The sequence below is a fragment of the Enterococcus sp. S53 genome (genome assembly GCF_016516865.1).
GTDB classification, from domain to species: domain Bacteria; phylum Bacillota; class Bacilli; order Lactobacillales; family Enterococcaceae; genus Enterococcus_D; species Enterococcus_D innesii.
The window spans coordinates 214,673-239,435 of the sequence record NZ_JACVUH010000005.1 but is presented as its reverse complement, the minus strand read 5'-3'; the positions used below and the strand labels follow the sequence as shown (position 1 = coordinate 239,435).

The following is a 24,763-nucleotide window of genomic DNA, read 5'->3' as shown; positions in this document are numbered from 1 at the left end:
CTAAATGCTTTTTTTACTAGAACGGCATCTTTATGTTCTCCACAAGAATAGCCGAGAATTTCTCGATTGAACAGATCCAAAATGAAACAGACATAATTCCATTTTTTCCCGACTCGTACATAAGTCAAGTCTGTTACGATCGCTTCTAATGGGTTGTCTCTTAAGAATTTACGATTCAATACGTTTGTCGTTTTGGCTTCATTGCAAGTAGAATGATGTACTTTAAAATAAGCAACAGTATAGCTCGATTTTAATCCTCTATTTTTCATGATTCTACTAATTTTTCGTCGGCTGATCTGAATGCCTCGTTTTGATAAGGCTTTTTTTATTTTTCTTGAGCCGTAGGCCTTTCGGCTGCGGATAAATTCTTCAGCGACTACTTCTTCAAGTTCTGATTCATCTTTCTTTGGTTTTGATTGATAATAATAGGACTGACGTGATAGACCTAATATTCTGCACATCGCTGATATAGGGTAAAGATGCTTATTCGCATCGATTACTTGTCTCTTCGTCCGAATATCAGCGCTGCTTGCTTTAAAATATCATTTTCCATTTCTAATTGCTGGTTTCTTTTACGTAGTTCTAACAATTCTTTTTGTTCAGGCGTAAGATTATCTTTTTCTTTGAATGAACCACTCGTTTTAGATTGCTTTACCCATTTGTCAAATGCTGAAGCCGTTAGTTCATATTCTCGAATGATTTCTACACGTGGCTTTCCAGCTAAGTAAAGATTGACGATTTGTTGCTTGAATTCTTGTGAAAAAGTTCTTCGTGTTCTCTTAGACATAAAAATTCCTCCTGGTATGTTTTCTTCTAGTCTACACACCTTAATTTTTCTGTCTAGTTAATTGTAGCCTATCCAAGTACTACTCCACTATGGGCAGGACAAAGTGATCTGGACAATGACACTGATCACGAACAATCGTTAAGATCTACAGAATTTAAAAAAGTTCATTCAAATAAATCAACAACATCTACACAAAATGGATTTAAGTTGGGCGTGGATACTGAAGGAAAAGTAGGGATACCGTTTGTGGCAGAAGGGAAAATCACTATAAAAACAGAATATAACTTTCATAAATCTGAAGGATATGAAACATCTGACAGTGTAGAATATATTGCTCCTTCCCAAACCATCCAAGTACCTCCACATACAATTGCTAGAGTAACAGCGCTATTAGATGTAAAACAAATTAAAGGAACCATGAATCTATATTCAGAAATTGGTCTGAATGCAGGTTATGGTTATGATAAGATACCACTTGTTCCTAAATTTGGCGGACCACTTAAATATGTAACCTTGGATAAACTTTATGATGGGGGATATAAACAAGCACAAATAGATATGGAGAATAATATACCGGAAGAAATTGAAACAGTTTCAAAAAGTAGTAATCCCAATCATTTATTAGCAAAAGGGCAAGGTAACTTTGAGTCAGAGTACGGAAGTATATTCAACGTTAAAGTTGAATATATCAATAAGAAAACTCGAATGATTGAAAAAACAAACTGGTTTAGTATTGATCCGATAAAAAATCAAGGTAATAAGAAACTTGAATAGCTTAAGATTTTAGACAAAGTATCAGATTTTTAGTGCTTTGTCTTTTTTATACGTTAAAATAAGGGTATAGATATGAATTGTATCCAGAATCTATCAAAACAAAATATGAGTACACATGCACAAGAAGAGTTATTAAAGCTAAATAATTCCAATCGAGAATAAATTTGACTTTAGTTGAATAAGAACATCGAGGATTGTGAAAATCACTAAAAAAAGCCAATTGAAGAACACGAAATCAAAAAATATTAGCTCATGCTGAGAACGGATTTGATGACTTGATTAATACTCGGACCACTAAGTTTAAACAGCTAAACTCAATGAAAATGAGTGTTCTACAGACGACTTAATAACTGTACTTATCAGCAATCCATCCTTGATTAAGCTGCCCATTATTGATGAGAAAAAGCTAGTGATTGGATTTAATGAGAGAGAAATAAGGTGTTTTCTTTCGAAGCAATACAGAAGCACGCGATTGCTACACAATAATTGCTATCGTCTAGTAGAAGAGAATATAAGAGTACAAAATACATGGAAAATCCTTATTTGTTTAGTATTTCTTAAAAATAATCCGGAAAAATCAAAATAATTTATAATTATTTGCGAAAAAAAGTAGCAAATAGAATAATTTATATTATAGAAATTTAAATTATGTATATATTTGTGGGAAGATGTATAAGCGTGCAAATACTAATGAGAAAGGATTTATTTATAATGGGGAAGTATGGGAGAATCGTACTAATTGGATGTTTACTTCTAGGTCAAGCGCCGCCACTTTCTATTGTCAATGCCGAATCAATTACTGAAGAGACAGGTTTGAATCAAGATGCCATAGAAAGCAGTATATCAGAAGAACAAGAAATTTCCTCAGTTTCTAGTGATGGGAATGAAGATATGACGAGTTCTAATGAAAGTAACAGCATTAGTAGAACAGATAGTAGTGAAACTAGCCAGACTGAAAGTTCTGAACCTATTGAATCTTCAAATGATCGTTCAGAATCAAGTCGAGACGAATCGAATGATACTGAGGAGCAGCGAGCGGAAGTACTTGCAGAGAATATAGCCTCGGGAACTTTTAGAACTTCGGATTGGTATATAACAAACGAAGGTGTACTTCATATTGGTAGCGGTACGCTTGGGAAGTTGGGAACTAATATCAATCTTTGGAGAACTTATTCAAATCAAGTTTTTAAGATAGTTATTGATGAGGGCGTCGTAGCAAATAGTAATTCTGATTATTTGTTTACTTCATTAAATAGGGTCGTAGAGTTTGAGGTTTAGAAAATTAGATACAAGCAACGTTACTACTATGATATATATGTTTAATAATATGAGCAGCTTAACAAGCATAAATGTTTCTAATTTCAATACCTCTCGAGTTAGAGGAATGAGTAGCATGTTTCAAGGAACAACAAACTTACAATCTTTAGATGTATCCAGTTTTGATACAAGTAATGTTACTCAAATGTTAAGTATGTTTCAAGGGATGTCTAGTGTTAAAAGTTTAGATCTGTCAAATTTCCAAACGAATAGAGTGCGCTTTTTTCAACGAATGTTTCAAGGAAGACTGCATTAGAATATCTTAATTTATCAAGCTTTAATACGAATGCAGGGAGTTTCATGGATGGGACATTTGAAAATCTAACTGCTTTGAAATCCATAGAGTTGGGCAATGATTTTACCTTTTTAACAAATGCGACATTTCCGGATGTGGCCACTAATGATCAATATACAGGATATTGGATAAATATTGGGTCTGGAACTGCTGAAGAGCCCAAAGGATCGAATATTTGGACAGCTTCTGAATTAGTAGCTAATTTTAGTGGAGATACCGATGCAGATGCTTATGCATGGCAACCAAGAGTTGAAGGTGCTGATGTTACGGTGAAACACCAATATTCCCCGAAGGCAATCAGTTAGTGGAACCAAGCATTTTAAGCGGAAAAGTCGGCTTGCCATATGATAGTGAACCAAAAGAGATCCCAGGCTGGTATGTGGTAGAAACACCAAACAATGCCTCAGGGACATTTACAGAAGAAGCACAAGAAGTGATGTATGTGTATGAATCTAAAACATCGGGTTCAAAAGATAATAATAATTCCAATAATAATTTGCCAAAAACTGGATAACAGCTTCATGGTCAATTAATTATGACTACTGCTGGAGCTTTATTAGTTACTCTTGCGTTCATAGTAGCTAAAAAACGCAAAAAAATTAAGCAATAAAATTAGGAAAGAGTATCCAGAAAATAACCATATTTCTGGATACTCTTTTTTTTAAAATCAATTTTCTATGAAAATTATTCTATATTGTGTACAGAAACCTGTAACAAAATCTAGGTCTAGCAAAAAAAGAATGAACAATTCATTAAAGGGGTCAGAAACTTAAAAAAGTTTTTGACTACAATATTTTTTTGGATATACCTGACTGGGGTGAATGATAGCCGACCAGCATGAGATGATGATGCCGACGTAGAAGTGATTGGAACTAAACCAGACAGTTTTAACTGAGACCTATCGTGCGAAGACTCGTGGACATTCAGGTGAACGCCCAGAGATTAGTGTGTATGGAGAAGAGCCACATGGTGGACTGTAAGAAATTGTTTTAGACAATTTCTTAACTAAAGGTGACAAAGTGGAAGTGACCTCGGTGAAATTACTGGGGAGAGAAACGAAGCTAGATTGGGGGCGAAGATTCTGAAGACATTATTGAGGTGGATTAGGTAACAGAATTCCCAATCATTCCCCAAAACTAGCAGACGTTAACAATTCTATCATTGCAAAGCCTGCAGCAAGAATTCAAGGTCGTTCAGCTACTCCTAATGTAGAGATTACGGCAAGGCACAATGACACAGAGTTTACCTAAACGACTGCGTCAGATTCTGGAGACTTTGAATCGGATTTATCTAGTTTGAATTTAGAAGAGGATGATGAAATTCAAGTCTTTCTGCGTGACAAAGAAGGTTCTGTAGAAAAAATGGGTGACGTGAATATTCCTGCCACAAACAATGAGATGGTGAATATCAATCCAGCAAAGAGTTAGATTTCCATGATATAACCTTTGAACCAGCCACTACCTTAATTGTGGGTGACCTAGGAGATCTACCGCCTGTAGATCCGTTGAATCCCGATAAAGAAGTTGATCCAGAGAATCCACCAGAGCTTTCAGAAAATCAAGGCTTACTAGGTATTGATTTTGTTTCCCGATTTAACTTTGGGTACAAGACTATTTCAGCGAATAATGAGTCTTACTTTGCGAAACCACAGTATTTATTAGATAGTGACGGAACTGTTCTGGAAAATGAAGAGCATCCGAACTATGTCCAAATCAGTGATCGCCCAAAAGGATATCGTGGTGGATGAGAATTAGCGGTTACTCAAACGCAATTTACGGATACGGAAGATCCAGAAAGGGAAGTGAGAGGGCAAGTATTACCCTGAACAATCAACAATTACAAACCACTTCTCAAGGAGATATCGATAAAGTACCAACAAATATTAAGGACGAGAAACAAGTATTAGTTCCGGGGGTAAGACGGCCACTTCTTTCAGCTAAGGCTGGAGAAGATACTGGAACAGGTACATGGGTTTATCGTTTTGGTAATAAGGATACAGAGGTCATTAGATGATGATTATTGGGATCATTTCTAATAGGTAGATAATGCAGTTCCAAAAATAAATATAAAAAAATAGAAGTAGGTTTATTCTCTTTAGTGTTCAAAAACCATGTATAATGTAGAAAAAATATTGATTATATGATAAAATTATTTCAGATCTGCATAATTAGATTTGTGCTGCCCGTTATTGAAGTTTCAGGCAGCACTTCTTGTATGTATAGCGTATGAAAATGATTCTAAATGTGAATTGATGGAAACTCAGGAACTAATTGTTAGCAACCAAGTCAGTAGTCACAACCTGGAAAAATAAATTTTCTAGGTTGCTTTTTGTTGTAAATTTTAAACTGTTTAAGTCTATTTATATATTGACATAGAAAGTTAGAGCAATACTAAAAGCAATTGAAAAACGATATTAATTATAGGATAATAGTCATAAAACCATTTATTTCTATGGTTTTTTTGTTTTAAAAGGATTATTTAATATCTTGAAATCTAAGGGGTTATTATCAGTACATAAAAGTAATGGTTTCTTGGATATGGAGGAGCATACATGGATCAAAAGTCAGATGTGTTAGACGCCTGGATAGCTATAGAACAGCTGTCGGAAGGTACAATTGATGTAAGGAATAAAAAATATCACCTTTTTAATAAACAAAGCGAAATAGATTTTGAACAACTTTTTAGCCGCTTCATTTCTATACAGGAAAAAAATCTGCGGGAAAGTAAATCTAGAATTAATTTCCAAAAAATTGGATTGGTGCTCTTTTTTGATATTTTTGACTTCCAAGAAATTATTGATATTTTACGAAAAAAATACAATGTTCCATCTATTTATGACGAAACAGTTGAATCAAAAAAATTTACATTTGCTCTATACTTTGATAAAAATCTAAATTTTGTTCCGGAAAAGCTATTCTTTACAATAAGTGGTTACATAAGATATAAAAAAGAATTACCAGAATACTTTTATGAAGCTGAAAAAAAATTACAAGAAGACTTAGCTATCAAGTTTGAAAAAGAAAAATTTAATGATTGGTTAGGTAACATTTTTAAACAGTATAAGTCGAGGCCAGAGAATTGTCGTTATGCTTTTCTAGAAAATTTAGATTTAGACGATGTGAATCTTCATTCTTTTTATATAGATGATTTAGAACTGGCCAAATCAATGAATACTAGGAATCTACAGCGTTACTTTGAAGACTATACCGGAAACAGAGTTAATTTAGATAGTAATATTGATTCAGAAAAATTTAATCCCAATATTCTCGAGGAATTCCTTCAACCAAAGAACTATCCATTAGGGAGATTTCCCAGTAATCCAGAGCATGCATTATCGTTTATGCAACAAGTAGCAGTTAATATAGTATTAAATGAAAAAGAAACAATGCGAAGTGTTAATGGTCCTCCAGGAACGGGAAAAACTACATTGCTTAGAGATGTCATCGCAGAACTAATTGTTAATCAGGCTAATGAAATCTGTTGCCTCTCAAGAAAAGACATGGAAAAAAATATAAGCTACAAAAACAATAGATTCATTGGAAAATTAAGTACTGAGATTTCTGATAAAAGTGTTGTTATAGCTAGTTCAAATAATGGAGCTCTTCAGAATGTTGTTAATCAGTTACCTCAACTAAATCAAATAGCTGATGAATTTAGGGAAACTATTTTAGAAGCAGACTACTTTACAAACACGGCAAATGAGAATGTGAATAAAAAAAATAATGAACAGATTTTAGAAGGAATAACTGAAAGCAAATGGGGAACGTTTTCTATCGAGGGAGGCAACTACCAGAATAGGCAAAATTTATTCCAAAGTTTAAAAAGCATAGATTATTTCTTGGAAAAAGAGTATGTATCTAATCCAGAAGTATATAGAGAATTTGAAAAACTTCATCAAGAACTGGTGGATGAACGGCATGAAAGGCAAAGATATTATGAGAGAATAAAAGAATTGCCGCAAGTTCTAAAAATTTATGAGTTATCATTAAGATCATATCAAAAAGATAGAAATATTCGTGTTAGAGATTTAGAATATAGAAATGAAGAATTTAAGGAACAGCTAATAGTTTTACTGGATAAAAGCAAGCGTACACTAAAACTTTTCAAACAATTAAAAAGTAAATTGGACAAAGTTCAACATGAATTTGAAAAAACAAAGAATGAATATAATCATCTAGTATCACACAAGCCAAAGTTAATAAGAATAAAAAAAATTTTCAGGAATAAGCGAGTTGAAGAATATCTGCTCATTTTGAAAGATGAGGAAAAAAAGTTAGCAGAACTTTTAATAGAGAAAAGAGAGTATGAATCAAAAATAAATAATAAGAATCAAGTGCTAGAAACGTATAAAGCTGACATTGAAAAAGTTCAAGAACAAAAAAGCAAATTGGAAAAAGAGTTTAAAGATTGGGAAATAACTCAAAAAAATGATTTGGAAAATCTTGGGAATAAAAAAGAACAATTACTAAAATTAAAAGCAGAAGCTTTTTTTGATGAGATTGATTTTTCTAAACCATACGAAGAATTGCAAAAATCTAATCCGTGGTTCTCAAAAGAATACAGAATTAAACAATCTAAGTTGTTTATTAAAGCATTGGAGGTAAGAAAACAATTTTTATATGAGAATAGGGAATCATTCTCTGCGGCAAGAAAAATATTTAAAAAACAATATTCGTATATGAAAAAAGAAAATGGACTTGAACTAGTAAGTGAATCTTGGCAATGGGTAAATTTTTCAATTCCAGTAATCAGTACAACATTCGCTAGCTTTAGACGCATGTTTATGTATATTGGAGAAGAAGGTATAAGTAATTTATTTATTGATGAAGCAGGACAAGCATTGCCTCAGGCAAGTGTAGGAGCAATTTTTAGAAGTAAGAAAATTCTGGCTGTAGGAGATCCTTCTCAAATTAAACCGGTATTAACATTGGATTCAAATGTAATGAATCTCATTCGTAGAAATTATCGAGTGAATGAATGTTACGTATCACCGTCAGTTTCGACCCAAACTCTTATTGATAGTGTAGGTAAATTTGGGTTTGAGAAGACTGGGCTTGAATGGATTGGCATTCCGTTGTGGGTACATCGAAGGTCAAAAGAACCAATGTTTACAATAGCTAATAAAATCTCTTACAATGGAATGATGGTTCAAGGAAAGTCGTTAGACGAAACAGATGGATGTGGTGTATGGGTAAATATTTCTGGTAAAGCAGACGATAAATTTGTAAAAGAGCAATCCGATTTTGTTAAGGCGCAAATTATTCAACGAATGAGTGAAGGTGGAATTAGCCCCAATGATATTTATGTAATTACACCATTCAAAAACGTTGCATATAGGTTAGTTGGTGAACTAACCGACATAGGTTTTCTCTGTTGGGAAAATGGAAAGCCTGTCAATGTAGGGACCGTCCATACTTTTCAAGGGAAAGAGGCCAAAATCGTTTACCTTATATTGGGTGCAGATATAAGTAGTTTAGGAGCAGCCGCATGGGTTGTTAAAGAACCAAATATTATAAATGTTGCATCTACCCGAGCAAAAGAGGAGCTCTATATTGTGGGAGACCAACAATTATACAGTAGGTTAGGAAGCAGTGTAGCAGATACAACCATGAAGGTTATCCAAGACTATAATAGGAAGTAGTTATATAATAGAATTAAGAAAAAAACATGACAGAAGTGCTCATCAACTAAAGAAACTCGAAGTGATATTCTCATTCGAGTTTCTTTTTTTGTTTTTTATTGCATGGGAAATCAAGTTCTGTGCATCGTGAATTATATAGTATATATTAGGCTGAAAGCGTTATATATGTGTGGTAGAAAAGTTTATAAGGAGGCGGTTTAGAATGATTGATATTGAAAAAATTCATTATGTAGATGGAAAGAAAATTTTAAAAGAATTCTCTCACACCGAGAGGTGGATACTAATTTTGTTCAAAAGAATGAATCAAAATAAAAAGCCGGAAATTGCGATTGGAATGGTACCACAATCTGGACTCTCGGATTATCTAAAAATAACAAATTTCGATCAGATGATCATAGCTAGCCTAAAATTGAAAAGCTTTGAAGGCGACTATGTAGATTTACTGGTGGACCTTAAGAAAAACTCGGAGATTGTTGTTCTAGTCCATTTACTATTTACTCGTTTTGAAAATCAAGATAGTTCATATGCAATAGAAGTAGCACTGGATATGATAATCAGAAAAACCATTCAAATGAATTTAGAGCTTTTAAAGAAACAATTTGAAGTATTTAAGCTTATTCAGTTTATTCAAGACAATATCTACCATAGAGTCACTGTAGAGGAGTTAGCGGTTCATATGTCTATGTCTCGTTCAACACTAAGACGTTTTTGCATTCAACAGCTTGGGAAACCGGCGAATGATCTCATACGAAACATTCGAATTGATGAAGCAAAAAATCTTTTAGAAATGACAGATATTTCGACAGTTAAAATTGCAGAAAAATTAGGGTACTTTAGCTCAAGCACCTTCAATCGAGCGTTTAAGCAGTATACAGGAGTATTGCCAGAAATTTATCGGTCTAAATACAAACTAGAATCAATAAATATAACCAATCACCGTTAAAGTTTGGTGTAATGAAGTAAATATAGTATATACGAAAGTTTGAAGGAGAGTTAGGAAGACTAAGTAAAGGAGAGGAGAGGAAATTTTGGGAAAAACTAGAATGAGGAAAGAAGAACTACAAAATCAATTATTCAGTATTGCAGAAGAAATGGTAGAGCTTGCCGAAAAGTATCGTGAAATTTCTTTAAAATTGAAACAACTTAATATGAGTTTTAAAACAGAACGTGAATATAGCGATTATATACAACAAAAAGAGATTGGTATGAGTAAAAACGATTATAATATTATTTCACTAAAAGTCGCATCTTTCTTAAAAAAGCAAGGTGTTCCTGTTAAAGCTAAGCCAATTTACCAACACTTAATAGAAGAACAACAATTTTCTATATCGTATAGTAATTTTCAAAGTAATTACTTACAACGAATGAATAAGGATAGCGCAATAAATGTTGAACGTGCATATCGAGGATTTTGGCAATATAGGAGAAATCATGAGTTGAATTAAGAAAGGATGATGTTAAAGAACAATAAAAAAATAAGAGTAAATGCTTCAAGATTCGTGCTTCATAAGCCATAAATAGAATAATTTCTATTGATAAAAAAAATTAAGTGATATAAAGGAGTCAAGAAAAGTTGAAGTCGCATCCGAAATTTTTCTGAGTTGTTCTTTGAAACCTGAATATATGCTTTTCAAATCCTTTCAATAGAGTAGGAGCACATAAAAAATAGCGCCATGATAATTATGATAAATATAATTGGAGCGATTCTTATTTTTTGTAACTTTTGGGTGGAAACAAAAGGCCATAATCACTCTGTTGGTATAATGATACTCGCGTAAACGCCTCGCTGGGAATGCAGGGAGAAGAGAAAAACTCTTGTGAACCTTTTCCAAGGTTATTTGAAAAGTAATTTATTAAAGAATAGGTTGATTACCGTAGAGGAACCCCGTAAACTAGATGTGAGAGGGCTTTCTCTATTGGTAGGAAAGGAGAATCATGATAACTATTACTAAGAAAGACTTGATAGATCTGGGATATGGACCATCATTTTCAGCAGATATTATTAAAAAAGCAAAAGGACAATTGATTGAACAGGGACATACGTACTATCAGTCTAGAAAGTTAGACAGAGTTCCTACGGTAGTAGTAGAAGAAATACTGGGAATAAATATTAATCAGTCGGAAAAAAATCAGAACAAAGAGCGTATTTCGCCTCGTACATGAGGAGAAAATAATGGTTAAAGAGAATATAAAAAAAGCAAAAAATGGGACCTACTATTTCCGTGCGTTTTTGGGTATAGATCAATTAACAGGAAAGTTGATCCAAAAATATCGTAGTGGATTTAAAACACAAAAAGAGGCAAAAAAGGCCTATGCAGAGCTTCTTGTAAATGTCGAAAGTAATGTAAGGGATTCTTCGAAACGAGAAGGTATTTCGAAAATGAATTTCAAAGCCTATATTGAACAAGTGTTTCTTCCGTATTATAAAACAAGAGTAGAGATTAGAACATTTGAAAATCGGCAATCAAGTATTTTAAAACACTTTCCATTTTTCTATCACCTGAACGTGGATGAGATTACGCCTATTAATGTTCAAACTTGGCAATCCAAAATGGCTGAAACATTAAGTCGGTCTTATGTTCGAGTGGTTCAAGGGATTTTTTCTGTAGCAATGGATCGAGCTGTTGTTTTAGGTTTGAGTCAAAGGAACCCTTCTAAAATAGTTGGAAATGTAAAAAAAGAGAAGAAGGTTGTTGATTTTTGGACAAAAGAAGAATTTGAAAAAGTTATTGCCAATATTTATATTGGAGACTATTATCAACGGTTTGTGTTTACTACGTTATGGCTATTATTTATGTCTGGTTTACGTATTGGAGAAGCTACAGCGTTACAATGGAGTGATGTTGACTATGAGTCAGGAATCTTATCTGTAACTAAATCACTGTATTACAAGAATGTTGATGAGTTTTATTTTACAGAACCTAAAACAAAGGCAAGTATTCGATATATTCCTTTGGACGATATTACATTAGGTTACTTAAAAAAATGGGAAGAGGAACAACAAAGAGTTTTAGAGACAGATTTTATTCTTTCTTATAATGGATTTCCAACGCAAAAGCATACAATATCCTATGCTATTGATCGTTATGCTAAGTTAGCAGGAGTTCATCGAATTCGTATTCATGCGTTACGTCACTCGCATGCCTCCCTACTAATTAGTTTGGGGGAAAATGCCATTGTGATTAAAGATCGTCTCGGGCATGAAGATATTGAAACTACGTTAGGCACTTATGGTCATCTTTATCCAAATAGTAATTTTCAAGTAGCGAAAAAATTAAATGGGATAATGAATGTAATAAGCCCTGATGAGAATAAAGGTCCAAATATAAGTAATCAATATACAGCAGAGTATTTAAAACTATCTAGGTAAAAAAGAAAAATTTGCAATTAATTTGCAATGACAAAAAAAGAACGCTACAAACGCTGATTTATCAGCGTTTGTAGCGTATCTGCGACTATTCCCACTCCACAGTAGCAGGTGGTTTGCTCGTAATATCGTACACGATTCGATTGACGTGTGCGACTTCGTTGACGATGCGGACGCTGATTTTTTGTAGGACTTCCCATGGGATGCGGGCAAAGTCAGCGGTCATGCCATCGATTGAAGTGACTGCACGGATGCCGACGGTATAATCGTAGGTCCGGCCATCACCCATGACACCGACGGAGCGGATGCCTGGTAAGACGGTGAAGTATTGCCAAATGTCGCGGTCTAAGCCGGCATTTGCGATTTCTTCCCGCAAGATGGCGTCCGAGTCGCGGACGATCGTTAGTTTTTCTTCTGTCAATTCGCCAAGGACACGAATACCTAGACCTGGTCCAGGGAATGGTTGGCGCCATACGATGCTGTCTGGCATGCCAAGTTGAGTCCCTAATTCACGGACTTCGTCTTTGAACAAGGTGTTCAATGGTTCGATCAATTTGAATTGCATGTCTTCAGGTAAACCACCCACATTGTGGTGTGATTTGATGGTTTGAGCAGTTTCGGTTCCTGATTCGATGACGTCGGTATAAAGGGTTCCTTGGGCAAGGAAAGAAACGCCTTCTTCGCCAGCTAGTTTGGTTGCTTCATCATCGAAGACGTACACGAATTCATTCCCGATGATCTTGCGTTTTTCTTCAGGATCAGAAACCCCAGCAAGTTTTGATAGGAAACGTTCTTTGGCATCAACTTTGATGATGTTCAAGCCGAATTTGCCGCCTAAGCTTTCCATTACTTGCTCGGCTTCGCCTTTACGCAAGAGGCCGTGGTCAACAAAAATACAAGTCAGTTGATCGCCAATCGCTTTTTGTAAAAGAACACCAACGACAGAAGAATCGACCCCGCCGGAAAGACCAAGCAAGACTTTTTTGTCGCCCACTTGTTCGCGGATTTTTGCGATTTCCATATCGATGAAGTTGTCCATTGTCCAATCACCTGTACATTGACAAACGTCAATAGCAAAGTGACGCAATAAGTCGTTGCCGTATTCTGAATGGCGAACTTCTGCGTGGAATTGGATACCGTACATTTTGCGCTCGGCATCTTGGATAGAAGCAATCGGGCAATCTTTGCTCGTCGCCACAACGTCAAAGCCTGCAGGTGCTTGAGTGACCAAATCCCCGTGGCTCATCCACACGGTTTGGGTTGCGGGCGTGTTTTGGAAAAGGGCCGCTGCATCAGAAGTGACTTCCAATTCTGCTTTGCCGTATTCACGGTTTTTGGCTGGTTCAACTGTTCCGCCTAATTTATAAGTAATCAACTGCATGCCGTAACAGATCCCTAAAACTGGGATGCCTAAATCAAAAATTTTCTCGTCGATGCCGAAAGAGTTCTCGTCGTAGACGCTGTTTGGTCCGCCAGATAAGATGATCCCTTTTGGATTCATCGCTTTTACTTCTTCAGCGGTAATGCGGTGGCTCAATAATTCTGAGAAAACACCGAACTCACGAATACGGCGTGTAATCAGCTGGTTATACTGACTACCGTAATCAAGTACGATAATTTTTTCGACGTTTGGCAAAGTGTCAACGTTTGTCACAATAAATTACCTCAATTCTTTTAGTTTTTATTGAAAAAAGGCTGGGCCTTTTCAACAGCATAATTATAAAAATGAAGCGGTCAATACTTGCGCAAGAACACTTCATCGATCAAATGGTGCTTTGTTTTATGAAGAATTATATCGGCTCTGCTGCGTGTAGGCAAGATATACTCGTGTAAATTCTTTAAATTCACATTTTTCCATACTTCTTTTGCCATTTTAATCGCTTCCTTGCGATCCCCAATCGCATATTGGTAATAATAATTGCTGGGATCTTGAAAGGCCGTGTCTAGTAATGATTCAAATCGTTCCAAATACCATTTTTCGATCAGTGCTGGTTGGGCATCCACGAAAATTGAAAAATCAAAAAAGTCACTGATATAGATTTGTTGGTTGGCAGGCAGCTGCAGGGTATTGATGCCTTCCACGATCAAGATATCTGGTTGACTGATCGTTTCATACGTATCAGGAATAATATTGTAGACTTCATGGGAGTAGACGGGGATCTGAATGTCTGGTTCTCCTGACTTGACCGCATTCAAAAAGTTGATCAAGGCTTCCATGTCATAACTTTCTGGAAATCCTTTGCGATTCAAGCTGCCGCGTTCTTCCAAGACTTCGTTCGGGTACAAAAAGCCGTCAGTGGTGATTAGTTGGACTGTTCTACGGGGAAACAAACGGGCCAACAAATTTTGGACGAGTCGTGCGGTGGTGCTTTTGCCGACGGCGACACTTCCAGCGATGCCAATGATAAAAGGCGGCATTTTGACGTAGCGGTGTAAAAAGAGTCCCTTGCTGAGGGTCAATGATTCAAACTCTTTCATATAAAGATGGATCAGATGGCACAAAGGCACGTAAACATCTTCCACATCTTGGACCGAGATCCGGTCGTTCAAACTTTTGATATTATCCAATTCTTCTTGAGTGAAAGGCATCATGCCGTTCGTATAAAACCCTTGCCATTGCTCACGAGGAATTTGATAAAAATTCATGGTTTCTTGCATAGTAAGCTCCTTTTTGCGGCATCATCGGTTTCTATTAGAAGCGATAGGCCACTGTTCGAAAGTATTTTACCATAGAAACCCGCTGAACTTGGAAAAAAGACATGATTTCCTTTGAAGAAACAACAAAAAACTGTTTTTTCGTTGTTTTTTTTGCTGGGCGTTTACTTCTGGCTGTTTTTCGGTATGATTAGAAAGAAGCAGCAGGCAAATCTTGCACGGCTTTTTTACTGGTGTTTTCACTACGTTCACTCGTTCTAATAGAAGAAACAAGGAAAAACCAGTAGAAGCCAGTAGAAAAAACAAGCGAAGAGGGAATAGAAGAAAGGAGCATAAACATGAGTAATCATTACTATACAGAAAATCCTGATACGGCCCATGATTTTGAACAATGGTCGTTTGAATTAAGAGGAAAGAAGTTTCATTTTGTGACAGATAGCGGGGTGTTTTCCCGAGACACGGTGGACTACGGCTCGAGGGTGCTGATCGACGCGTTTGAGTGGGCGGAGCTGCCAGAAGGAAGTCTGCTAGACGTTGGATGTGGCTATGGTCCTGTTGGCTTAGCGTTGGCTTATGCAAGTCAGCGGCCTGTCGAGATGATCGATATCAATCAGCGGGCAGTGGATTTGGCAAAAGGCAATGCCCAGCGTAACGGCATTGAACAGGTAGATATCCATCAATCCAATATCTATGCCCAATTAAATCAACCTGCTTATGCGGCGATCCTCAGCAATCCACCGATTCGGGCAGGAAAAGAAGTCGTCCATGAGATTTTGACAGGGGCGTTTCCGCTGCTAAAAGCAGGGGGAACCTTAACGATCGTGATCCAAAAGAAACAAGGGGCGCCCAGTGCTCAAAAGAAAATGCAAGAGACCTTTGGCAATGCCGAAATCATCAAAAAAGACAAAGGCTATTACATCATTCAAAGCGTAAAAGAAGCGTAGCTGCTCTTTGATTATCAACAGATCAAAGGCATCGCCAAGGCAAGTGCTGGTTAGCAGCAACTGGGCAGTTGGTTTCTCAAAAAGCCTGTTGTCAGCAGCCTTTGGAGCAATCGCAGCTCCGCTAAAAGAGCTGTCTGTACCATCGGGCCATTTTTGATCAACGAAAAAGAAAGTCGCACACTTGTTGAAAGTGTGCTATTTTTTTTGAGAAAAATTTGCTACACTTTAGGCAAGAGAGGAGAGAAGCAGATGAAATTGACGATTAAACAGATTGCTGAAATGGCTGGCGTCTCTGTCACGACCGTGTCGCAGATCCTAAACAATAAAGGCAGCCGTTTTAGTGAAGAAACCCGAAAGCGGGTCTTAGATATCGTAAATAAATATCACTATAAGCCGGATTTTTTTGCTTCGAATCTTATCAACCGCCATTCAAAAACGATCGGAATGATCGTGCCTGATGTGACGGATTTCTTTTTCTCTAAAGTCATTGAAGGGGCGGAAAGTTATTTCAATCCACTAGGTTACATGTTAGTGTTATGCAATTCGCGCCACAGCCAAGAAAAAGAGGTTCAATATTTGAATGAACTGTCTCATCGTTCGGTAGATGGCATCTTATTAGCGACGCCGCATTTGCTGCCAGAGGATTATTCCTTGAAGAGCGGGTTCTTTGATGACCGACCAATTATTTTAGTCGATCGTGGGATCAATCAGCGGGACAATGGTCGTTTGATCGTGAAAGAATACGAAGGCGCCTACCAAGCCGTCAGCTATTTGATCAAAAATGGTCACCGCAACATTGCGATGCTCAAAGAAATCACCGGCTACTATCAATTAGAGGAACGATTCAATGGCTATCGCCATGCCTTAAAGGATCATCAGATCCCTTTTAAAGGCCGATATGTAGAAAATGCTGAATTAACGGTTACCGGCGGGTACGAAGCAACGAAGGAATTATTGAAGTATAAAGAGATCACAGCGTTTTTCTGTGGCAACGATGCTATGGCGATCGGCTGTTATCAAGCGATTTATGAGGCGGGCAAAAAAGTACCCGAAGACTATTCGGTAATCGGTTTTGATGCCTTGAAATTATCGGAATACATCACTCCACCGCTTACCACGGTCATGCAGCCGACCTTTGAGATTGGGTTTACCGCAGCGAAGTTTTTAGTGGACGCCATTGAGTTTCCGACACGGCGAATTCCAAATAAGATTTTTGATACAAAATTAATTATTCGTGAGAGCGTGAAGACATTGACAAGCGAGAAATAATGCGGTATATTTCTTCTTGTAAGTGTTTTCATAGTTTTGTGATATTTAGTAAACTGTTTTACTAAAGTGGTTTACCCTACGAAAAATTATTGTATAATGTTAAAGGAAGCGAGGGTCATTTCGATGCGAATGGTGGATTTAATTGAAAAGAAACGTGACGGCAAGTCATTGACGAAGGAAGAAATTGACTACATTGTAACTGCGTATACTGAAGGAAGTATTCCAGATTATCAAATGAGTGCCTTGTTGATGGCTATTTTTTATGTAGATATGACAGATGAAGAGATCACGAACTTAACGCTAGCAATGGCAAATTCTGGTGAAGTGATCGACCTATCCTCAATTGAAGGAATCAAAGTCGATAAGCATTCGACTGGCGGTGTTGGTGATACGACCACATTGATCTTAGCGCCATTAGTGGCTAGTGTTGGCGTACCGGTTGCGAAAATGTCTGGCCGCGGCTTAGGCTATACCGGTGGGACGTTAGACAAGCTTGAAGCGATCCCTGGATTTAAAATCGAGCTTTCTGAAGCTGACTTTATCCGATTAGTCAACGAAAGCAAAGTGGCCGTGATCGGTCAATCAGGAGATTTAGCTCCTGCGGACAAAAAACTGTATGCCTTACGAGATGTGACGGCAACGGTTAGTTCGATCCCATTGATCGCCAGCTCGATCATGAGTAAAAAAATCGCGGCAGGTGCCGATGCGATCGTGTTAGATGTAACCACAGGCGATGGCGCCTTTATGAAAAACTTGGAGGATGCCAAACGCTTAGCCCAAACGATGGTCCGCATCGGAAAATTGGCAAATCGCCAAACGATGGCAGTCATTTCTGATATGTCACAGCCTCTAGGGGAAGCGATCGGCAACAGTTTGGAAGTGGTGGAAGCCATTGAGACACTGCAAGGAAAAGGACCGAAAGACTTGGAAGAAATGTGCTATGCACTGGGCAGCCAAATGGTCGTTTTAGCGAAAAAAGCTGATTCATTGGAAGAAGCACGCCAACTATTGGAAGAAGCCTTGCATTCAGGCAAAGCGTTAGAAAAATTCAGACAGATGATCACAGATCAAGGCGGAGACGCTTCAGTGATCGATGACCCGAGCAAGATTTTGACAGCGAAATATGAAGTGGAAATCCCAGCGAAAACTAGCGGCGTGGTGACGAAATTAGTTGCCAATGAGCTAGGGATCGCGGCGATGATGTTAGGAGCAGGTCGTAAGACCAAAGACGAAGACATCGACCATGCCGTGGGCATCAAATTGCATAAGAAAGTTGGCGAATCCGTAACTGAAGGAGAATCGCTATTGACGATCTACAGCAATACCGAAGCAATCGAGGATGTCAAAGCATTGATCGACCAAAATATTGAAATTGGGGAAGATGGCGCAGAACCGCCATTGATCCATGACATTATTACAGAATAAGGAGCGAATAAAAATGGAATTGAATCGCATGATCGACCACACGATTTTGAAAGCAGACGCAACGGAGGAAGATGTTTTACGAATCATCGAAGAGGCAAAAACCTATCACTTCTATTCTGTCTGCATCAATCCAACGTGGGTTTCATTAGCGGCAGAAAAATTACAAGGCGAACCAACGGCTGTTTGTACCGTGATCGGCTTTCCTTTAGGGGCAAACACATCTGAGGTCAAAGCTTATGAAACAACAGATGCGATCAAAAATGGCGCAGATGAAGTCGATATGGTGATCAACGTAGGTGCCTTGAAATCAAAACAATACAAAAAAGTTCAAGCAGACATCGAAGCAGTCGTTGAAGCGGCCAAAGACAAAGCGCTTGTCAAAGTAATCATTGAAACAGCGTTATTAGACAACGAAGAAATCGTCAAAGCCTGTGAATTAGCCAAAGCAGCCGGTGCAGATTTCGTGAAAACCTCAACTGGCTTTTCAACTGGTGGGGCAGTCGTTGAAGATGTTCGCTTGATGCGTGAAACAGTAGGGCCAGAAATGGGTGTCAAAGCTTCCGGTGGTATCCACAACGAAGCAGAAGCGGCAGCTATGGTCGAAGCGGGCGCAAATCGCTTAGGAACAAGCGCAAGTGTTGCCATCGTGACTGGCTCAACAGGTGCTGGCTACTAAGCCTAGCATTAAGTTAAGTAAAGTAGCAAAAATTAAATACAAGAGCGGGGAAGACAATGACAATAGCGAAAAAAGAGTGGATCGACACCGCCGTTTCCGCCTTAGATAAAGCGTATGTGCCGTACTCTAAGTTTCCGGTCGGTGCTTGTCTCGTTGCCAAAAATGGGACGATATATCAAGGGATCAACATTGAAAATGCCTCATATGGCTTAACAAATTGCGCAGAACGCACGGCTTTTTTTAAAGCTGTTTCTGAAGGCGAAAAAGAGTTTCAACATTTGGTTGTGGCGGGTCATACGCCAGAACCGATCTCTCCTTGCGGTGCTTGCCGCCAGGTCATGGTGGAATTTTGTGCGCCAGATATGCCGGTGACCTTAGTCGGTGATGATGGTGTCATCAAAGAAACCACGGTAGAAGGCCTATTGCCTTATTACTTCACGAACAAAGATTTATAAACCATGTTCATTCAGTCGATGCGGCTGTTGAAAAAAAACTATATTTTTAGGGGGCTTTACAGCAATGAAAAAAGCAAAATTATTTAGTTTAGGTATTGTTGCAGTAGCTGGGTTGACTTTACTTGGTGCTTGTGGCGGAGGAAATTCAGGTTCAACTGATTCAACTGGCGGCGGTTCTGCAGACGGTACGACTGATGCAGCGCATAGTGTCGCAATCGTTACCGATATCGGCGGGGTGGATGACCGTTCATTCAACCAATCCGCGTGGGAAGGCTTAGAAGCATGGGGAGAAGAACACGGGATCGCTCGCGGTGCTGGTGGATATGACTACGTGCAATCAAACGAAGCATCCGAATACACAACAAACGTAAATGGTGCCGTGCAAAATGGTTTCAAAACAGTGTTTGGTGTTGGTTACCTATTGAAAGACGCAATCTCAGCAGCAGCTGACCAAAACCCTGATACACAATTCGGGATCATCGATGATGTGATCGAAGGCAAAGACAACGTCGTTTCAGCAACATTTAAAGACAATGAAGCAGCTTACTTAGCTGGTTTTGCAGCAGCGTATACAACCAAAACAAACAAAGTCGGCTTCATCGGTGGTGAAGAAGGCGTCGTTATCGACCGTTTCGAAGCTGGTTTCATGAAGGGCGTTCAAGACGCAGCTGAAAAATTAGGCAAAGAAATCACAGTTGATCCTCAATATGCAGCATCATTTGGTGATCCTGCCAAAGGGAAAGCATTGGCAGCTTCAATGTACCAAAGCGGCATTGACGTAATCTTCCATGCATCTGGCGGTACTGGTGCAGGTGTCTTCCAAGAAGCAAAAGCAATCAACGAACAATTGAACGAAGCAGACCTAGAAGATAAAAAAGTTTGGGTCATCGGTGTAGATAGCGATCAACAAGACGAAGGTAATTTCACAACTGCTGACGGCCAAGAAGATAACTTCACATTGGCTTCAACATTGAAAGGTGTTGGCGCAGCGGTACAAGATATCTCAACTCGTGCGTTAGAAGATAACTTCCCTGGCGGCGAACACATCGTTTACGGCTTGAAAGATGGCGGTGTAGACATTACTGAAGGGTTCCTTTCAGATGATGCCAAAGCAGCGATCGAAACAGCGAAACAAGACGTGATCGACGGCAAAGTAGAAGTACCAGAAACACCTGAAAAATAAAGTTATGCTTTTCGGTTATCTTGCCCTAGCTTAGGGCAAGATGATCGTCATTGGATTACTATGTTGATGAAAGCTACGGGTTTTCATGAGGATAGTAATCATCCTAAGCAATAGCAATTATTTTTTTGACATGACGAATGGTTTGTATAAGCGAATTAGAAAGTAAGGATGTGAGTAATTTGGCTGAGGAAAAATATGTTGTAGAAATGCGTCATATCACCAAAGAGTTTGGAACGTTCAAAGCCAATGACGATGTCAACTTGCAAGTAAGGCCAGGAGAAATCCACGCATTGCTTGGTGAAAATGGAGCGGGCAAGTCGACCTTGATGAATATGCTGTCAGGATTATTGGAACCAACATCTGGTGAGATCTGGATGAATGGTGAAAAAGTGAATATCACGAGTCCGACCGCAGCAAACAAATTGGGGATCGGTATGGTGCATCAGCATTTCATGCTGGTAGATGCCTTTACTGTAACAGAAAATATCATTTTGGGGAGCGAACCACATCATCTCGGTGTGTTAGATCGCAAGAAAGCCCGCAAAGAAATCAAAAAAGTTTCTGAACAATATGGTTTATCGGTTGATCCGGATGCTTATGTGCGTGACATCTCTGTTGGGATGGAACAACGGGTAGAGATCTTGAAGACTCTTTACCGCGGCGCAGATGTACTGATTTTTGATGAACCAACGGCAGTTTTGACACCGCAAGAAATCGAAGAGCTGATCGAGATCATGCGCGGATTGGTGCGTGAAGGGAAATCGATCATCTTGATCACCCACAAACTGGATGAGATCAAAGCGGTGGCAGACCGCTGTACAGTTATCCGTCGGGGGCAAGGGATCGGTACTGTCAATGTCAAAGACGTCAGCTCACAACAGTTGGCCGATATGATGGTTGGTCGTTCTGTGTCCTTCAAGACACCGAAGAAAGAGGCGTCACCAAAAGAAGTCGTGCTTTCTGTTGAAAACTTAGTCGTAAAAGAAAACCGCGGCTTAGAAGCAGTCAAAAACTTAAGCTTAGAAGTACGTGCAGGTGAAGTATTGGGGATTGCTGGTATCGATGGCAATGGGCAATCAGAGCTGTTACAAGCCATCACTGGTTTACGGAAAGTCGAAAGTGGCAAGGTCTTGCTGAATGGCGATGACATCACCAACTTCAAGCCTCGGAAAGTCACCGAAGCCGGCGTTGGCCATGTGCCAGAAGACCGTCACAAATACGGACTTGTCTTGGATATGATGTTATCAGAAAACATCGCCTTGCAAACCTACTACAAAAAACCTTTGAGTAATGCAGGTGTCTTGGATTATGGAGAGATCAACGAGTTTGCTCGTGACTTGATTCAAGAATTTGACGTACGAACAGTCAACGAGATCGTACCAGCACGGGCATTGTCCGGCGGGAATCAACAAAAAGCGATCATCGCACGAGAAATCAGCCGCGATCCTGATCTATTGATCGTTGCCAATCCGACCCGTGGGTTGGATGTCGGAGCGATCGAATTTATCCACAAACGCTTGATTGAACAGCGGGATAAATTCAAAGCGGTGTTGTTAGTCAGCTTTGAATTAGATGAAATTTTGAATGTATCAGACCGCATTGCTGTTATTCATGCTGGTGAGATCGTTGGGGTCGTTGATCCGAAAGAAACATCAGAGAAAGAGCTTGGCTTGTTGATGGCAGGGTACTCCTTGGAGGAAGCAAGACGAGAGCTGCAAATGGAGGAAGTAGGTGGTTCGGTTGAATAACCGCAAAGAAAAGATCCGCAATATATTAGTGCCGATCATCGCTGTCTTGTTGGGATTCGTCCTTGGCGGGATCATCATGGCGGCCTTCGGCTACAGCCCAATCACAGGGTATACACAAATGTTTCGGACCGTTTTTATCAACGGACAAACAGGTGGGTTAAATGCCCGCAACATTGGTGAGATTTTTGTTACAGCAGGACCCTTGATCTTTACTGCTTTGGGATTTGCCGTTGCAAACTCAGCCGGATTCTTCAATATCGGTCTTTCTGGTCAAGCGCTAGCAGGTTGGGTGGCCAGTATCTGGGTCGCACTGGCGATGCCGGATGCACCTCGGTTGGTGGTCTTGCCATTAGCCGTGATCGTAGGGGCTTTATGCGGGGCGATCGCAGCTGCGATTCCTGGTTTCCTACGGGCATTCTTTGGAACAAGTGAAGTCATCGTGACGATCATGATGAACTATATCTTGCTTTATACGGGGAACCATTTAGTCAATAATGTGATGAGTGAATCCATGATCACGACAAAAGGGGTCACGAAAATGGTGGGGGAAAATGCCTCCATGCAGACGCCGTTTCTAGCAAGCATCACGAGTAACTCTCGCTTGAACTTAGGGATCTTCTTAGCCTTGATCTTCTTAGTTTTGGTTTGGTTCTTGATGAAAAAAACCACTCTTGGTTATGAGATCCGCGCGGTGGGCTTGAACCCAAGCGCTTCTGAATATGCGGGGATGAGCAGCAAACGGACGATCATTATCTCCATGATCATCTCTGGAACACTTGCCGGATTAGGTGGAGTTGTTCAAGGGCTAGGAACGTTTGAAAACTTCTTCGTTCAAGGGTCATCATTAAGCATCGGGTTTGACGGTATGGCTGTATCCTTGTTAGGAAGCGGCTCATCGATCGGAATCTTGCTTTCAGCCCTCTTGTTCAGTATTTTGAAATTAGGTGGACAAGGCATGCAGTTTGCAGGTATTCCATCTGAATTAGTCGATGTCAATATCGCAATTATTATTTTCTTCGTAGCGATCAGTTTTGTGATTCGTTTCTTGTTGGCAAAAATCTTTGACGGCAAAAAAGAAGCGCTGGTCGTACAGGAGATTGAAGCCCAACCAAACGATCAAGATCAGGAAGGAGGAACCATCTAATGGATATTAGTTTAATTTCTTCGATCGTCACTCAAACATTGATTTATGCGTCTCCTCTGATTTTGACGGCGCTAGGTGGCGTGTTCTCAGAGCGAAGCGGGATCGTTAACGTGGGTCTTGAAGGAATCATGGTTATGGGTGCTTTTAGCTCGATTGTTTTCAATATTGAATTTGCGTCACAATTCGGTGCGTGGACACCGTGGTTAGGGATGCTCGTCGGCGGACTTGTCGGTGTGGTTTTCTCCTTGCTGCATGCGGTGGCAACCATCAATTTCCGTGCAGACCACATCATCAGTGGTACGGTGATGAACTTGATGGCACCAGCTTTGGCCGTGTTCTTAGTCAAAGCGATCTACAACAAAGGGCAAACGGATAACATCCAACGGACATTGGGGTATTTCAATTTCCCGATCCTTAAAGATATTCCTATCATTGGCCCGATTTTCTTTAATCAAACATTCTTACCGGCGTACTTCGCTATTTTGATCTCAGTGATCGCGTGGTTCGTGATTTTCAAAACACGCTTTGGGTTGCGTCTTCGTTCTGTCGGTGAGCATCCACAAGCAGCGGATACCTTAGGGATCAATGTTTACGTGATGCGCTACTCAGGCGTCTTGATCTCTGGATTCCTTGGCGGGATGGGCGGTGCCTTGTTTGCTCAATCGATCGCGGGTCGCTTTGCCGTGACAACGATCGCCGGTCAAGGGTTTATCTCGATGGCTGCGATGATCTTTGGTAAATGGAATCCACTTGGTGCGATGGGCGCAGCGATTTTCTTCGGTTTCGCGCAAAACATCAGCATCGTAGGTGGCCAATTGCCAATCATCTCTTCCATTCCAGCGGTTTACTTACAAGCTGCGCCTTATGCCTTGACGATCATCGTGCTCGTTCTTTTCCTTGGAAAAGCTGCTGGTCCGAAAGCTAATGGGAAGAACTACATTAAATCTAAATAATTTTTTCAGTATGAAAGGGTGGGGCTATGGGACATGAATGTGTTGCTGTGTCCTGCCCTTTTTCTATCCTCTGGGTGAAAGGGAAGCGTCAGGAAATTTCCAAAGCAACCCAGCGCAATTTTTGCTTAAG

The 24,763-nt window shown here is 39.3% G+C and carries 25 protein-coding genes and 2 pseudogenes; 24 read left to right on the top strand and 3 right to left on the bottom strand.

Annotation, left to right across the window (positions count from 1 at the left end):
- Positions 1–787: pseudogene (locus IAE45_RS09350) on the bottom strand (IS3-like element IS1485 family transposase); the annotation flags it as partial.
- A 60-nt stretch (positions 788–847) separates the two neighbouring features.
- Here IAE45_RS09350 and IAE45_RS09345 point away from each other — a divergent pair.
- The 15 genes and pseudogenes from IAE45_RS09345 to IAE45_RS09285 all read left to right on the top strand — a co-directional run bounded on the left by IAE45_RS09345 (position 848) and on the right by IAE45_RS09285 (position 12,184).
- Positions 848–1,561, top strand: a complete 714-nt coding sequence (locus tag IAE45_RS09345) for an ETX/MTX2 family pore-forming toxin (RefSeq protein WP_200125917.1) — start codon at positions 848–850, stop codon at positions 1,559–1,561.
- A 322-nt stretch (positions 1,562–1,883) separates the two neighbouring features.
- Positions 1,884–2,147 (top strand): annotated as a pseudogene (locus IAE45_RS19360) (ArsC/Spx/MgsR family protein); the annotation flags it as partial.
- A 125-nt stretch (positions 2,148–2,272) separates the two neighbouring features.
- Positions 2,273–2,839 (top strand): hypothetical protein, encoded by a 567-nt coding sequence (locus tag IAE45_RS09335; protein WP_200143123.1) that lies wholly within the window; start codon positions 2,273–2,275, stop codon positions 2,837–2,839.
- Positions 2,829–3,134, top strand: coding sequence for a BspA family leucine-rich repeat surface protein (locus tag IAE45_RS19355; protein ID WP_200143122.1), 306 nt, complete (start codon positions 2,829–2,831; stop codon positions 3,132–3,134). Before IAE45_RS09335 ends, IAE45_RS19355 begins: the two co-directional genes overlap by 11 nt.
- 44 nt (positions 3,135–3,178) lie before the next feature.
- A complete protein-coding gene (locus IAE45_RS09325; RefSeq protein ID WP_200125768.1) occupies positions 3,179–3,478 on the top strand; it encodes a hypothetical protein in 300 nt (99 codons plus the stop codon).
- Entirely contained in the window at positions 3,478–3,687 is a 210-nt protein-coding gene (locus IAE45_RS18885; RefSeq protein WP_325123417.1) for a MucBP domain-containing protein, read from the top strand. The genes IAE45_RS09325 and IAE45_RS18885 overlap by 1 nt, the downstream gene beginning before the upstream one ends.
- An 18-nt stretch (positions 3,688–3,705) precedes the next feature.
- Positions 3,706–3,783, top strand: a complete 78-nt coding sequence (locus IAE45_RS18880) for an LPXTG cell wall anchor domain-containing protein (protein ID WP_325123445.1) — start codon at positions 3,706–3,708, stop codon at positions 3,781–3,783.
- Between the two features lie 685 nt (positions 3,784–4,468).
- Positions 4,469–4,600 (top strand): hypothetical protein, encoded by a 132-nt coding sequence (locus IAE45_RS19205; RefSeq protein ID WP_267907345.1) that lies wholly within the window; start codon positions 4,469–4,471, stop codon positions 4,598–4,600.
- 11 nt (positions 4,601–4,611) lie between these two features.
- Positions 4,612–4,920, top strand: a complete 309-nt coding sequence (locus tag IAE45_RS09315; RefSeq protein ID WP_325123418.1) for a WxL domain-containing protein — start codon at positions 4,612–4,614, stop codon at positions 4,918–4,920.
- Positions 4,917–5,186: a hypothetical protein gene (locus tag IAE45_RS09310; protein WP_200125772.1), complete on the top strand. Its 270-nt coding sequence runs from the start codon at positions 4,917–4,919 to the stop codon at positions 5,184–5,186. The genes IAE45_RS09315 and IAE45_RS09310 overlap by 4 nt, the downstream gene beginning before the upstream one ends.
- Positions 5,187–5,724: 538 nt before the next feature.
- Entirely contained in the window at positions 5,725–8,814 is a 3,090-nt protein-coding gene (locus tag IAE45_RS09305; protein ID WP_200125774.1) for a DEAD/DEAH box helicase, read from the top strand.
- Between the two features lie 202 nt (positions 8,815–9,016).
- A complete protein-coding gene (locus IAE45_RS09300) occupies positions 9,017–9,757 on the top strand; it encodes a helix-turn-helix transcriptional regulator (RefSeq protein ID WP_200125776.1) in 741 nt (246 codons plus the stop codon).
- 85 nt (positions 9,758–9,842) lie between these two features.
- Positions 9,843–10,259 (top strand): hypothetical protein, encoded by a 417-nt coding sequence (locus IAE45_RS09295; protein ID WP_200125778.1) that lies wholly within the window; start codon positions 9,843–9,845, stop codon positions 10,257–10,259.
- A gap of 490 nt (positions 10,260–10,749) precedes the next feature.
- Positions 10,750–10,977, top strand: a complete 228-nt coding sequence (locus IAE45_RS09290; RefSeq protein WP_200125780.1) for a DUF3173 family protein — start codon at positions 10,750–10,752, stop codon at positions 10,975–10,977.
- 10 nt (positions 10,978–10,987) lie between these two features.
- Positions 10,988–12,184: a site-specific integrase gene (locus IAE45_RS09285; protein WP_200125782.1), complete on the top strand. Its 1,197-nt coding sequence runs from the start codon at positions 10,988–10,990 to the stop codon at positions 12,182–12,184.
- 85 nt (positions 12,185–12,269) lie between these two features.
- Here IAE45_RS09285 and guaA read toward each other — a convergent pair whose 3' ends face one another.
- Both guaA and coaA read right to left on the bottom strand, forming a co-directional pair.
- Positions 12,270–13,835 (bottom strand): glutamine-hydrolyzing GMP synthase, encoded by a 1,566-nt coding sequence (gene guaA / locus IAE45_RS09280; protein ID WP_074934454.1) that lies wholly within the window; start codon positions 13,833–13,835, stop codon positions 12,270–12,272.
- An 80-nt stretch (positions 13,836–13,915) separates the two neighbouring features.
- Positions 13,916–14,839: a type I pantothenate kinase gene (coaA, locus tag IAE45_RS09275; RefSeq protein WP_005226828.1), complete on the bottom strand. Its 924-nt coding sequence runs from the start codon at positions 14,837–14,839 to the stop codon at positions 13,916–13,918.
- Positions 14,840–15,174: 335 nt separating this feature from the next.
- On the opposite strand from coaA, the gene IAE45_RS09270 reads away from it, so the two are divergent.
- From IAE45_RS09270 to IAE45_RS09230, 9 genes are all read left to right on the top strand, one after another.
- A complete protein-coding gene (locus IAE45_RS09270) occupies positions 15,175–15,780 on the top strand; it encodes a class I SAM-dependent methyltransferase (protein WP_086293730.1) in 606 nt (201 codons plus the stop codon).
- Positions 15,781–16,029: 249 nt separating this feature from the next.
- Positions 16,030–17,049, top strand: coding sequence for a LacI family DNA-binding transcriptional regulator (locus IAE45_RS09265; protein WP_005226832.1), 1,020 nt, complete (start codon positions 16,030–16,032; stop codon positions 17,047–17,049).
- A 123-nt stretch (positions 17,050–17,172) separates the two neighbouring features.
- Complete coding sequence (locus tag IAE45_RS09260; protein ID WP_200125784.1) at positions 17,173–18,474, top strand: pyrimidine-nucleoside phosphorylase; 1,302 nt, start codon at positions 17,173–17,175, stop codon at positions 18,472–18,474.
- 13 nt (positions 18,475–18,487) lie between these two features.
- A complete protein-coding gene (deoC, locus tag IAE45_RS09255) occupies positions 18,488–19,150 on the top strand; it encodes a deoxyribose-phosphate aldolase (protein ID WP_005226835.1) in 663 nt (220 codons plus the stop codon).
- Between the two features lie 56 nt (positions 19,151–19,206).
- A complete protein-coding gene (locus tag IAE45_RS09250) occupies positions 19,207–19,605 on the top strand; it encodes a cytidine deaminase (RefSeq protein ID WP_005226837.1) in 399 nt (132 codons plus the stop codon).
- Between the two features lie 64 nt (positions 19,606–19,669).
- Positions 19,670–20,788, top strand: a complete 1,119-nt coding sequence (locus tag IAE45_RS09245) for a BMP family lipoprotein (RefSeq protein ID WP_200125786.1) — start codon at positions 19,670–19,672, stop codon at positions 20,786–20,788.
- Between the two features lie 206 nt (positions 20,789–20,994).
- Complete coding sequence (locus IAE45_RS09240) at positions 20,995–22,536, top strand: ABC transporter ATP-binding protein (protein WP_369907731.1); 1,542 nt, start codon at positions 20,995–20,997, stop codon at positions 22,534–22,536.
- Complete coding sequence (locus tag IAE45_RS09235) at positions 22,529–23,680, top strand: ABC transporter permease (RefSeq protein ID WP_005226844.1); 1,152 nt, start codon at positions 22,529–22,531, stop codon at positions 23,678–23,680. The genes IAE45_RS09240 and IAE45_RS09235 overlap by 8 nt, the downstream gene beginning before the upstream one ends.
- The gene (locus tag IAE45_RS09230; RefSeq protein WP_005232556.1) at positions 23,680–24,633 is read left to right on the top strand and encodes an ABC transporter permease; all 954 of its coding nucleotides are present in this window, start codon (positions 23,680–23,682) and stop codon (positions 24,631–24,633) included. The genes IAE45_RS09235 and IAE45_RS09230 overlap by 1 nt, the downstream gene beginning before the upstream one ends.
- The last annotated feature ends 130 nt before the right edge of the window (positions 24,634–24,763 follow it).